Below are 12,592 nucleotides of genomic sequence, written 5' to 3'. Positions count from 1 at the left end.
TGTTCAAAGCAGCCCGAAGCGCTTCCGCCGCTCGGCCGTCTGCGCGAGCTCCCGGAGCTCCGCCTCCGCCAGCTTGCCATTGGCGACGATCGCACCGAGATGGTCGCGCACCTTGCCGACGATGTTGATCGCGAGAAACAGCTTCTCGCGGCCGGCAACGTCGTCGATCAGCGTCTGGCGCCAGGTCGCACTGTAGCTCGCCTCGAGCGCATCGAAAGCGCCGGAAAGCAGCTCGTCGTCGAGCAGAGCCTTCGCGCGAACGCCCCGTGCCGCCGTCTGTTGCAGCATGCTCTCGTCAGTCATCTCGCCGCTCCATCTTTTCTTGCGTCTCGCGACCAGTGTGCGCAGCGGTGGCCGCAAGGCCCATCGCGGCTTCAGCCATCTTCATATCGTGAGCGGTGTGCGCCTGCTCGCGCTTCTGCGCCGCCTCCACCGACTTGAGATGCGCATCGAGCAGCGCGACCTTGGCATCCAGCCCGGCCTTGATCTTGGCCAGCTCGATCTCAGCCTGCATCTTCACCTGCTGGTGAACCCGATCATTGTGCGCCTGCTGCTGCGCGAGCTGCGCCTTGTGCGCGGCAATCGCCTGCTCGGTCTGCACCCGCGCCTGCGCCGCGAGCAGCTTCGGATCTGGCGGCGGCTGCGGCGGCGCCGGCGGCGGATGCAGCAGGCGGCCGGTCTGCGGATCCAGCGCGGCCGGATCGTTGAAGAAGCGGCCGGGATTCTTGTGGCCCATGATCCGCGTCAGCTCGGCCGCCGTGTTGTAGAGCTCGCGGTCGCCGACCAGGTTGACCTTGCCGGCCATCACCAGTTCCTTCTGCACATTGGCGATCGCCATGGTCTGCGCGAATTGCTGCGCCTTGCCGCCGGAGCCGAGCCCGACCTCGATGGTCATGTCGTCCCGCGTCTTCCAGCTGCGCGGATCGACCTGGACCCAGGCATTGCGCAGACGCACCGTCTGGCGCTGCTGGCCATGCTTGCGGATGGTGGCGTGCAGCAGGCCGAACATGTCGCGGACGCCTTCTGCCATGATCCGCGCGATCAGCTTGATGCGCATCTGCGAGGCGGAGAACACCTGCGCGACCGCGGTCGCCGACTGGTTCTGCAGCGCATTGGCATCGATGCCCTGCGCCTGCTTTGACAGACCAGAGCGGCTCTCGAGCTCGGCGTCGATCGAGCTGGTGATATCAGGCACCACCTGCCAGTTGAGGCCTCCGGCGGTCTTGGTGCGCACCACGCCGCCGGGACGCGACACCAGGAGATCGTCGAGCGTGTTGGGGCCGGCGTTCTGCTCGGCCACCTCGACCCGCGGATTGTTGTGCAGATAGAGATTATCCAGCGCGCCGCGCTTCAGCGCCGTCTTCTCACGCTGCAAGGGCATCACGAGATCGGCGATGGAGCGGCCGAAGAAGCGGTGCGTCATCGGCACCGGCGTCGTTGCGGCGAACGGGATCGCATCGAACGGCATGATGCAATCCTGGCCGTCCTTGCGCAGGATCTCGCCTTGATCGCCGCCGGTGATGATCTGGTACAGGCAGGGCCTGCCCTCGCCTTCATAGTCGATCCGGACGCAATGCTCGGTGATCCGGACCAGCCTCGTGCCTGCATTCGACGCGCTCGACGACGCCGACGAATGCTCGTCGACCGTATCGCGCGCCAAGGTTTCGACCCGGGTGGTCCCGGTATAGTCGCCGAGCGATTTGATCTGCGCAGCGTCGAAGCCTTCGGCGATCAGCTGCGCCTCTGTCTTGGTGACGATCTCGTGAAAGCAATAGTTGCAGTCGCGGATCGAGCGTGCGCCACGCTCGATGCCGAACTCCTCGGGCGGCACGCCCATCACCCGCGCCTGCGCGAATTTTCGCGTCGTGACGATGGTGACGTCGTGCGTGATCGGCGCCTGCGCCGGTTGCAGCGGCGCGGACGGAAGAGACATGGTCATCATGATGAACTCTCGGGAGGTTAGAATGCGGCCAGACCATCAATCAACGGCTTTGGTCACCCGCAAATGTGTTGCGCATGTCGTCCTGGATCATGCCCAGCAGACCGCTTGCCTGCGGCCCGCCCGGAAATTGATGCACCAGCCCACGGCGCCACGCCCATCCCCGGAGGCAGATACGGCACCGAAGATTCCCCATCTGGCGCCAGCTTTGCAGGGCCTCTCCGGGGAAATCTCTCGAACGGTGTGAGCTCGTCGCGCGGCCCCGTTGCGGGTGAAAATATGTAGGTATTGATGCAGTCGGCGATTTGCGCGGGCGTGTAGGTCGTCGTGAGAGCCGAAGAGACGTTGGGTGAACCGGCCCCATACTCCACGCTGGTTTCCCGCATCGTCCTGGGGAGAGCCATCCATCCGGCGCAGCGCCATTCACGATGACCGAGGGAAGCCCCACCGAGACATTGCCGGAGACGCCTTGGCCCAGAGTATCTCTGGAAGATGCTCTCGGACGCAGATGGACGAGGTGCGCACCGAATCCCGGCAGTCCCCAACTCCGCGTCACAGTCAAAGACGGAGCGCCTGGCGCACCGGGATTCCAATCGGAGGTGTCCCCCAGGCGACCGAGGAAGGTCGGCAGCGACACAGAAATTCCGTCCACGCGCAAATTCCCATTCTTGTTGACCGACACATCGTTCTCCATATTTGTATTATCGATCGTAAAGCACTGCGTGCAGATCTGCTCGCAGCCATGGCATTTGCGGGGGACCACCCGTGACGAGTCCTTTTCCAGATTTGATCGTGCTCGGCTGGCTGGCTGGCATCATCGGGATTGCGCACAGAGCGCGTTCGCAGCTCAAATTTGCCCTCAGGCATCCGGCGCCGGACGCGAGCCCTGCCGACTTTCGCCGATTCGGCGTGACCAAACTGGCGGTCTACATCGATCCGACCAAGCTTTCCGAAGCTGGTCGCTCGCTCCTGTCGCATGCGCAATGGGGAGAACGATGTCTTTTCCTCTGGACGCTTGATGTTCCGTTTCTCGTTCTGATCCCGCTGCTCTCGCCCCCTTCACATCCATGACGAGCATCTGACGCCAGACCTACTTTGCAAATCGAAGCACGACGACCTTCCGTGACGACACCAGCCCACGACGCGTAGTACACGCGTGAAGCCGCGGATGTGAGCTGGTCGCTGCACTCACATCGCATTGCCGGGCGAAATGGGCGGGTCCCGGAGCCGGTAGATCCTACGGGTCCGCTGGCTCCCGAGCCGCCGCTCATAACGGAAGCAGCCGAGGGAGCTCCAAGAGTTGCACGCTCGTCTTTGATGTAGGGAACGGCCGAGGCACCATCGAAGAACACACGGTCGGAACGGCCTCCCGAAACAGCGCGAGCTGGAGGCTCACGGACGTCAGCATAGTCGGAGAACCACGGAGAGATGCCTGCCCCAAATGGCGCGCTGCCGGCCGAATATCCAGCATAAGGCATGGGTCGCTCAGCGCCGGGCTGCATTCGGATCGGCAGACTCTGGGGCATGCCTCCAGGCGCCGCGGACTGGTCCGTCGACCCCATGATAGGGGTCAGCACATATTTCCTGATGAAGGCGGCGATCTGTTGCGGTGTGGCCGTAAAGTTCGCACTGACACCGGGAAATCCAGCTCCTATTCCGATCGACGACACTTTCGCCTTCCAGGGCAGCGGAACGCCGGAGTCGTCCGGAATGGTCGCGTTGACATTGAACGATGGCACGTTGACCGACGCGCCATACCGCAGAGTATCTTCGGAGGACATGCCTCTTCTCAGGTGGATCAGGTGCACCCCGCCTCCTCCCTGGCCCACTCCCCCTGTCAGAGTGAACTTCGGCGCAGGGAGGGCTCCCGGATTCCAATAGTATGTCCCTCCGAGCGCGATCGGGCCAAACGGCAGCTCCAAGGAGATGCCATCAGGGCGAAGATTGCCTTTCTCATTCACCGACATTAGACTACCTATCATCTATCAAAATGACGCGATCAGGCTTGATCGACGCCGCATCGGCTCCACACCTCATCAGCTCCGTAGACATGTCCTACACGGCAATCGGCATCCTCTGTGTTTGGGCGATCGCAGGCCTGCCGCTGTGGGGGCTATGGCTGAATGATATCCGCATCATCCACAACCATATTGCCCCGAGCGCCTCGGATATGCGCTACCTGAAGCCGGGCTCTTGGTTTTGGACGTATTCCGGGTTTTACTTCATGGCAACCGATCCCGCGAAGCTGACGGAGCCCGGTCGAGAACATCTGAGACTCGCGATCCGGCACGAGAGAATGCTGTGGGGATGGATTGTCGGATCCTTGCCCGTGATCCTGGCTATAGCCATGTTGAGCTGACGCATTCAAACAAATGGAATGCGAGAAGTCCTGCAACTTGTTGACGTTACTAAACTGGTCGTCCGCTCCGAGGCCCGGCGAGCCTTGCGCGGTCCGGCTTGTGAGCAGCACTGCTCTCGCCGGATGAGCATGCTTGCTATCGGCTCAGCGTGGCCCCTCGAGGCTGCCTTCCGACCTGATCCGGCGCGTTTCAACACGAACATCGCCTTCACAGTCTTCCACCACCGCGACGGGCCGGTGCATCCTGGTCGGCGCGCCGCAGATGAGCGGCCTGCTCTCGGCCGCGCATCGTATGCGCCACGATCCGCATCGCGCCGTCCGAGTCCATGACCGACTGCGCCAGACGGCACGATGATCTCCGAAGCCATTGCCTGAGTTGCAGCTGCCGGCGCCGTGCGAGCTCGCGCGATAGGGCCGGTTGCGGCCGCGAGCTGAAGCGATCAGCGCGATTCGCCCGGCTGCTGCCGGAGATAGTCCTCGATCAGCCCCGGCAGACCACGCGCCGGCGCATGATCGCGCGTCGGGTTGCCCCTATCTTGGGCGGCCATCGATGCGATCAGACTCGGAAGGCCTCCCGGAAACACAGCCCTGCCGTCGGCGAATGCGCCCCTAGACGATGCGGGCGAGGACGATGCCGGGCCGGACTCGAGATCCCCTCTCCTGCCAAGCCCGGACGAACCGCGCGTCGGGCCGGCAGGGATTGGCACCCGAGTGATCGTCGCCGCATAATCGCCAAAGCCGAGCGACGGGCGCGTCCAGGGTGCGGCGTCGCCGCTTGGCGCCTCGAAGTTCAGCGGATTCCCGTTGAACGACGGCGCAATCCGAGGGTCCTTCCGGGTTGCGATCAGCCGGCCCGAACTGAGCGCATCCAAAATGAGATCCTGAATGTGCTCACGCGGAAGGCCATTCTTCTTGGCGTAGTCGGCGATGTTCCGACCGACCTGGTTGTTGTACATGTCCTTGAAGGTGTCCCACGCCTCCGGCGGCTGCCGTCCAAAATAGGACTTCAGCTCACGCGCAAACCCGAGCGCTGACGCTTCCGTCGTAGAATGGTCATGAGCCAGATAGGCGCTCGTCAACGCGTGGGCAATCGCATTGACGCTGGCAGCGCCGAGTTCGAGCGGCTTGTCTGCTGAATCGCGCAGAACCGGATCATATCCATGCAGTGAATTGGCGTCGGCAAGACGTTCGCTCGTCTTACTCATGTCGTTCAGATAGTTTTGAAAATTGAAGATGGGGTCAGCCATGGCAATCCCTAATGACCTCGTGTTTCGGCAATGTAAGCTTTCGCGCGACCATCGATTGTTTCAACCTGCAGCGTCACTCGATCATGACACACCCATCCAGGCGCCATCACTTCAGCCTCGCGGCCGTAGAGGATGCGATAGGTCTTGTCGGTGTCATTGATCAGAACCAGCGGCCAGACCATGTCGGGATCATGGGCGGTCGTCGGATCGAGTCGTGTGTACCCACGCTGGTAAAGATCGCCATCGCCTTGCTCGCCCACCGAATGCGTGCACGCTCGTTCAAACGAAAAATGCTCGGCAGGATCATAGCGGCCGTTCCGAACCAGCTCGCCTGTCAGGTCCGCTCGCCGGAAGGCTTGATCGTCGCGGGACAATCTGCAGGCCCAGACTGACGACAGGCACCAGAAGCACCAGCACGACGATGCCAGCGATCCATCTTGCAAATCGAAGCACGACGATCTCCCACGACGATACGAGCCTGCGATCCGTGCCCAGAGGCCCGAAGCCGCGGATGCCATCTGATCGCTGCGATCACATGGCATTGCCGTACAAAACGCGGGCTCAGCCATCAGCCGCAGGCAGCTTCCGCTGCCTCAACGTAAACTAGAACAAATACAGAATCTCTACAACATGCTCGTGGCATTCTTTTCAAGAGCAATGCTCCCACCCTCTCGGCCGGCCTCTGAATGCACACCCGCCTAAACCGACTCGACGCGCGAGCGAGCTGAGCGACATCGGCCTCAGGACAGCGGTGCGTCGTTTGAACGTGAGGACCTAGCGCTCTCTGCATCGCGCCTCGTATGCGCCACGATACGCATGGCACCGTCCGATTCTATCACCGATTGTGCCAGCAGCGCGAACTGGTCCTCGGTGAGATCATAGTAGGTCTCGCGGCTCTCTTCCTCGCGCTCCTCCCACCACACCTTGACGATGCCGACCTTCGACAGCAGGGCATCCTTGATGAACGAATAGAGGATCATGAAGCCGGGGTTCTGCTGCATGAAGACGTGATTGACGTAGTCGGTTTCCTGCGACGCGGCGGCCTCGTCCTCCGGACCGACAGGCTCGAACCGCACGACCTCGTCGGAGCCGGCGAAAATATCCATCAAATGCGGCATCAGGCCCTCGACCGTGTCGGCGACATCGGTCGAGACAGCGCGCGAGCGTCCCTCCTGCGCCGGCATGTCCTTCTTCATGTTGCCGAGGTAGTAGTCCATGGCGTCGGCGCGCTCTTCGGCCAGCCGCGCCGCCGAAAGCGCGGCGAGTGCATCGGCCTTTTCCGCCGCGAGCATGGTCTTGAGATCGGAGTTCGTCATCTTTGGCATGATCAAGGACCCTATGATTGGGCGGCGTGTTCAAAGAGAAGGGCTGGCGGACGCCGCGCCAGCCGGCGAGCCATCCTCCCCCAGAGATCATCCTGCTTGGGATTTCGCTTGGGGACTCGCTGCTATTGTCCGGCATCCCATGGCGAACGCCGCGCCCATGGAAAGGTCCATTCTTCAAAGCCGGGCATCGCCTCGAACGCCGGTAGTGCAGACGAACTGTCAGGCGCTGAATTCCCGATCCACGCTTCATCCGAACGTGCGACCGGAGGCACCGGCAGCAACTGCCGATCGCCCGAGGACGGCAAAGAGCGGCGCCAATCGCCGCGGCTGTTGCTGAGCGGAGCCGGTCGCGTCCCGGGATGCAGGCCATCGCGACAGTGACGAGGCATCGTCTGCGCCAAGGCGCGGACTTCCCCATAGCTCGGCTCCGCTGCCAGACGTTGTCGAGCTACCGCTTCGTCCGGCGATCGATCTGAAAACTGGCCCATGAACTCTCCATGCGGAGAATGCACGGCACCCGGCTCATAGGCCGGCGGGCCTGGCGGCGGCGGGGCGGAGAACTTCGGCGGATTTGGATCGGCCTTGAATGGCGGAAGGTACGTCTTGTATTTGTAGTCCGATTCATCATCCATCTTGTGGATCGCGCAATCGACCAACGGGAGATATGCCATCTGGCAGCGTAATGACGTCATACTGTCCCGTCGAATAAGGGGACTTGTGCGTCACCGGCCCCAGGCCTGCATATGTCGTTTGCTCCGGCCCCTGATCTCGATCGCCGCATGGCCAGGAAATCCAGGACCGACGACCAAAGTGATGGAATACCGCTCAGCCATTTCTAAAAACTCCGACTATCCGCTGTACCGCTATAAAGACGAGGTTTGTCAGCAGATGTGCTGCCCAGGCAAAAATGATGACGAGCGATAGCCCTCCGATGACGGTGGCGGCGAGATCGGCCTCGGTCATCTTTCTCAAAACGGAAGCGCCATACATCGCAACCTGCAGGCACTCGTAAAGTCGCGACGCCAATATCAGCGACAATGCCATCACGTACAGGACGGTCACAGAGGGAGAGTGACGGACAATCCACAATGCCGGGATCGGGGCAAGCCAGATGACATGGACGACGACCGTCTGATAGTCGAAGGCGTATCTTCCATGGCTCGTGAGGGAGATGATGATGTCGCTCAAGATCACCCACATCACCTGCGATGCGCAGCCGACCTTGAGCGCCAGTGACGATACCCGTTGGGCATCCCATCTTTCGAACATCGATCTCTCGCTTATCAGCTGGTTGCTTGCAGTCTGGCCGGCCTCCGGCAGTGTCCCTTGTGCGACACGCGAAAGCCTGGAACAAACAAGGAACCCCATGTGTCTCTAGGTTGTCAAGAGTAGCTCAAGGAATACACGCGAGACGCGTAACAACATGAGATAGCGGCAGTTCGTGGCAGGCAAACGCGCCTCCCGCCGGGAGGCCACAGGGCAGGCCAAGTGCCAGCCTGGACAAGCCGTGCCTGACATCTCTTCGAAGGTCGGAGCGAGCGCTGGTCAAAATCCGAGCGTCGGTACGAAGCTGAAGCCCGCACTGACGTTGCTCCTATGAACGTCCTGACATGAACCTAATGAAGAGGCTTGAAACCAGTAGAATGGCGTAAAATGCGACGGCGAGCGTGCCAGCAAAGAGATAGTAGTCGACCTCCACATTGCGCGCCGTGCGACTAAGGACCGACTCCCAGAACAGATGCCAGCCGCAGTCGATGCACCCATAGAACGAGTCGTGTCGCCGGGCGTAAAGCCAAATGCCGAGCTGAAGCGGCAATGAAATCACCGGAGGTACAATCACCCAAAACCATCGCTCAGGCGCGCGCTCAATTTCACTCCCGCCTTTTCCGCCAAGGCGGTCAGCGCGAGCAGGAGAACTGCGAGTAAATAGCCGGCAACGACGACCGCCAGAAGGAGCTGCGGCACGCCCGTACAACGGCGTATTGAGCGGGAAACCAGATGATGAGGATGGAGACAACCAAACCATATTTGAGAATATTCAGAAGAGCACGCATTTGAATTGCAGCCTGAGCTGACGAGGGACGATTATTCGCCGGCGCGACGATGGATGAGACAACGAATGGCTTTAGCGCTGGACGTTGCTCATGGTCGAGCGCGCCGGCACTTGGAAACAAAAAGCGGACACGAAGTGTCCCCCGATCGTCAAGAGTAGCCCAGGAATGCGCGCAAGACGGTCGCTCTCGTGGGGCCGCGGGTCGGCCGATGTCGTCGGTCGACCGCGAAGGCAGCAGCGTCATCTGCCCCAGTTCGGCGGCTTCCGCCCGAGAGCGGACCAGGCTTCAAGTCCTGGCATGCTTTCGCCCGTGTCCGGCGGCGGAAATGGATAATCGGGTGACGGAGCTCCCGCAACGACACCGAGAGGTCGTCCTGACTGCGAGGGCGGAACGAAACGTCGGTCAGCTGTGATCGGAGCGCTCGCTCCCGCCTGGGACGTCCACGCTCCAAACCGGTCGGCAAAGGCCGGAACGTAATCGGGCGGCGCCAACTCGTTCGGCATGGCCGCCGGCGCATCAGCTACTTGCTCAATGGCCCGACGCGACCGCAAAATACGTACCGGACTCGTTGGCGCCGATGGCAATTCGGGGGCGGCAGCATTCGGTCGAAGCGCAAGGGCCGGTTGCGCGCCATAGCGCGGTCCGGAGGTAGGGATAGAGCCGAACACGTTGTCGACCGTCGATGCAAGCCCGCGCTCGTACTGGCGCTGCTCGTTCAAGTAGGGCGCCAGATAGGGATCGGGGTCGATTTCGCCCTGCTCGTTCCAGTAGTCCACAGGGTTGAGCGTTCGTCCGTCACGATCCTTGATCTGGTAGTGCAGATGAAAGTCTCCGCCCTCCACGCCGGGTGTGTTGACCCCCATGTTACCCATCGTTCCGACCAGCTCGCCGGCCCCGACGGAATCGCCCACTCGCACGTGCTGGGAATGTGTATGAAGAAGCTGATGCGAGATCCCGTCCTTGTCCTGGATGGCAATCGTTCCGTACCCTCCCTCGCCCGCCCGGGTGACGACGCCCGTCACCGGTGACCGCAGCGAAGGATAGCTCCTGTTCAACGGCAGCTTCTGACCGCCGAAATAGTTGCCGTCTACTCCCTGGTGGTCCTGCCAATCGTTCCAGCTCTCCCTCCAGCGCCGTCCCGGAAAGCTTGTCGTGTGCGAGTAATGAGTGACGTTCGATCCATCAGTGACCGGCTGAAGCATGCGCCGCAGCGCTTGTTCCCATGACATTCAGTATTCCTCTGACGATTTGGGACAGGCGCGAACGGCGCCGGGCCGGGATAAACTCGTAGCTGCAGGTGTCTCGGTGACGACCAAACAGACGCATCGCAAAATGCGACACGCACGCTTCAAGGCTCAATTGTTCGGCCTGGTTGCTGCTGACTGCGCCCAGACATCGCGAGCCCCGCGGCCGATGAGCTCAGCTGATCGGGTCACGCGCCGAGCCCAGGCTAGCGTTCAATTTGCGATCGCCGATCCTGGCTCAGCCCTCGACGGGCGCACGCCACCTCACCGCCGACACGCAGCTGGACGGCGAATACTGTCGGCACGGACATGACTCCGAGCTGAGCGAGCGGCCCCCGCTCGGCCATCGCCTATCGGCTGAATTGCGAGCTTGCGCTGGGCAAATGAGATCCTTCCCGACGCGCAAGACGATCGCATCAACTATGCGCCGATGTCACCTCTGGAAGTTACTGACACGAAGAGCGTCGTAATGCTTGTGAACAAGTTCGATGTTGGACCTGAATTTGATCGCGGGAAGCGTGCACTGGCGCTGGGCCTCGGTGATCTCGATCTCGTGCGCCTTCTCGTTTGCAGGTTTTCGTCGATCTGCCCTCGTTCGAGCGACTCGAACTCTGATCAATTGCTCCCGGCCAACGTAACGTTTGGTAACCGCGTCGTAGCCCGAAAAAACATGAATGACGTTCGCTCGTATGGTCTTGAATTCGTCATATCCGCTCAGGTCGTGTTTCCTCGCGACCGCATCCAGTTTCGCCGTCGTCGCTGGACCAGTCTTGTAGAATCCGTCGCTGCTGTTCTCCCGAATCTCGTCGATTTCATCGGCGGCAGCAAGAAGGCCGGCAATCTGCTGTTCCGTCAGCTTGATCTGGGCGAACTCCATGCACGGGCCCAGCGCACCGTCAGGGCGTTTCTCAACCTTGTCCGGCGAATCATCGAATTCATTCGGGCCACCGAAAGCGGCAGTCAGAGTGAACGCAGCCAGTGCCAGCGCAGCGGCGACTGCACGCAAGAGTGGGGGCATGAGAAGAGGTCGATCCGTCATGGCGGTTGACAAACAAGCAGATCTGTACACGATTTGTTCCACGTCGGCAATCGCTTTCTGGTTGCAGAGCCACGGAGTTGAGCGATCGGACGACGCAAGGTCACCGCCATCCCGCATCCTGGTATCGGATCGGCCGGTTGAAGCTCCCGCTGCGACCTGGCGCCTCATAGCAGACAGCCATCAGGCCGAGCGCGTCGGCGGCGTGAGATGACCAGTCGTGCTCAGGGCCGAGCCCGACATTGCGCGTCTCGTCCCTGCGCTCGTGATAGAAGCCGAGCGCCTCGCGCCCGGCCTCGGTCGTCGCGTCGTTGAACCAGAGCTGCGGACCGAGCCGGCGCAACGCCTCGATCCGCATCATCGCGGCACCCCTGCCCTGGTTCTTGAGCGGCGGCTCGACGGCGAAGCCGGCCTCGCGCAGATGGTCGGCGTAGCGCTTGCCGGTCACGGCATTGGTCGCGAGTCCGTCGTGCGGAAGATAGAGGATCGCGTTCTGATAGCCTCGCGCGCGCAGCCAGTTGACATGGAAGGCCAGCACCTGGCCGACCGCCTCGTAGTAGTCGAGCACCCTGACTTCATTGCCGACCCACTGCACGATCCAGATCGTGAAGGCATCGGCCGTGGCTCCAGCGCCACCGATGTCGATGAAAGCGCGCAGCGGCAGCGGGTCCGCCGCCACCTTGCCGATCCGCCCGTCGCGCTTCGCCTGGGCCAGAAGGTCGGCGAAATAGGCTCCGTCGAACGCGCGCACGTAGTCGCCCTCCCAGATGTGCTCGTAGCGGTCCGGATAGAGCGAAAGATCGAGCCGCCGCTCTTCGTCCAAAACCGCCGGAAACCACGGATTGTCGCGCCAGTTCGCCTTGACCACGACCGCGCCGTCCGGCTTGCGCCCTCGCAGGAAATCGTCGACGGCATCCGACTTGCGGCGCGGATTCCAGCTCGCCCACAACTCCGAGCGCGGCGCCCGGATCGTCGGCCGCAGCAGCGACAGCGACCGCGCGCTCAGGGTCTGCGCCTCATCGATCCAGGCGATGCGAAATCCTTCAAGCGACTTGATCGACTCCGCGGTGTGGTCCTGCATCCCGCGGAAGATGATGAGCCCGTCGCCCGGCGTCGCGATCCGGTCGCTGAACGGACGAAAGCCCTGGCCGAGTCCGAGCGCCGCGATCTTGTCTTCGATCAGCCGCTTGGACGATTGCGCAAGCGTACGCTGCGCCTCGCGGATACAGACCGCGAGCGTGCCGCGTTCAGCCTGGCAGGTCTCGACCAACAGTTCGCCAAAGAAGTGCGACTTGCCCGAGCCGCGGCCGCCGAACGCACCCTTGTAACGCGCCGGCACGAGCAGCGGCTCGAACACTTTTGCGGTGGGGATCTTCAATGTCGACAAT

General features: G+C 61.9%; 12 protein-coding genes. 2 read left to right on the top strand and 10 right to left on the bottom strand.

The genetic code is table 11. The features are described from left to right. Positions 1-3: 3 nt before the first annotated feature. Complete coding sequence (locus ACVILH_RS16615) at positions 4-303, bottom strand: hypothetical protein (RefSeq protein WP_456713845.1); 300 nt, start codon at positions 301-303, stop codon at positions 4-6. After that, positions 296-1,942: a portal protein gene (locus tag ACVILH_RS16610; protein WP_456713844.1), complete on the bottom strand. Its 1,647-nt coding sequence runs from the start codon at positions 1,940-1,942 to the stop codon at positions 296-298. Before ACVILH_RS16610 ends, ACVILH_RS16615 begins: the two co-directional genes overlap by 8 nt. Before the next feature lie 762 nt (positions 1,943-2,704). Here ACVILH_RS16610 and ACVILH_RS16605 point away from each other — a divergent pair. Next, a complete protein-coding gene (locus tag ACVILH_RS16605) occupies positions 2,705-3,010 on the top strand; it encodes a hypothetical protein (RefSeq protein ID WP_456713843.1) in 306 nt (101 codons plus the stop codon). A gap of 934 nt (positions 3,011-3,944) precedes the next feature. Then, on the top strand, positions 3,945-4,298 hold the full coding sequence (locus ACVILH_RS16600; protein ID WP_456713842.1) for a hypothetical protein: 354 nt from the start codon (positions 3,945-3,947) through the stop codon (positions 4,296-4,298). 440 nt (positions 4,299-4,738) lie between these two features. On the opposite strand, the gene ACVILH_RS16595 is transcribed toward ACVILH_RS16600, so the two are convergent. From ACVILH_RS16595 to ACVILH_RS16560, 8 genes are all read right to left on the bottom strand, one after another. Next, entirely contained in the window at positions 4,739-5,545 is an 807-nt protein-coding gene (locus ACVILH_RS16595; RefSeq protein ID WP_456713841.1) for a hypothetical protein, read from the bottom strand. A gap of 8 nt (positions 5,546-5,553) precedes the next feature. Beyond that, on the bottom strand, positions 5,554-5,919 hold the full coding sequence (locus tag ACVILH_RS16590; RefSeq protein ID WP_456713840.1) for a hypothetical protein: 366 nt from the start codon (positions 5,917-5,919) through the stop codon (positions 5,554-5,556). Positions 5,920-6,285: 366 nt separating this feature from the next. After that, the gene (locus ACVILH_RS16585; protein ID WP_456713839.1) at positions 6,286-6,870 is read right to left on the bottom strand and encodes a portal protein; all 585 of its coding nucleotides are present in this window, start codon (positions 6,868-6,870) and stop codon (positions 6,286-6,288) included. A gap of 122 nt (positions 6,871-6,992) precedes the next feature. Further along, positions 6,993-7,541, bottom strand: coding sequence for a hypothetical protein (locus tag ACVILH_RS16580; RefSeq protein ID WP_456713838.1), 549 nt, complete (start codon positions 7,539-7,541; stop codon positions 6,993-6,995). Positions 7,542-7,695: 154 nt separating this feature from the next. Beyond that, positions 7,696-8,139 carry a hypothetical protein gene (locus ACVILH_RS16575; protein ID WP_456713837.1) on the bottom strand — a complete coding sequence of 148 codons (444 nt, stop codon included), beginning with the start codon at positions 8,137-8,139 and terminating at the stop codon, positions 7,696-7,698. A 1,024-nt stretch (positions 8,140-9,163) separates the two neighbouring features. Continuing rightward, complete coding sequence (locus ACVILH_RS16570; protein WP_456713836.1) at positions 9,164-10,153, bottom strand: peptidoglycan DD-metalloendopeptidase family protein; 990 nt, start codon at positions 10,151-10,153, stop codon at positions 9,164-9,166. A gap of 448 nt (positions 10,154-10,601) precedes the next feature. Further along, positions 10,602-11,186, bottom strand: a complete 585-nt coding sequence (locus ACVILH_RS16565) for a hypothetical protein (RefSeq protein WP_456713835.1) — start codon at positions 11,184-11,186, stop codon at positions 10,602-10,604. 121 nt (positions 11,187-11,307) lie between these two features. After that, positions 11,308-12,591 carry a PBSX family phage terminase large subunit gene (locus ACVILH_RS16560; protein ID WP_456713834.1) on the bottom strand — a complete coding sequence of 428 codons (1,284 nt, stop codon included), beginning with the start codon at positions 12,589-12,591 and terminating at the stop codon, positions 11,308-11,310. Between the last annotated feature and the right edge of the window lies 1 nt (position 12,592).

The organism is Bradyrhizobium sp. USDA 4353 (assembly GCF_054063215.1).
This window is presented reverse-complemented; position numbering and strand designations above follow the sequence as displayed.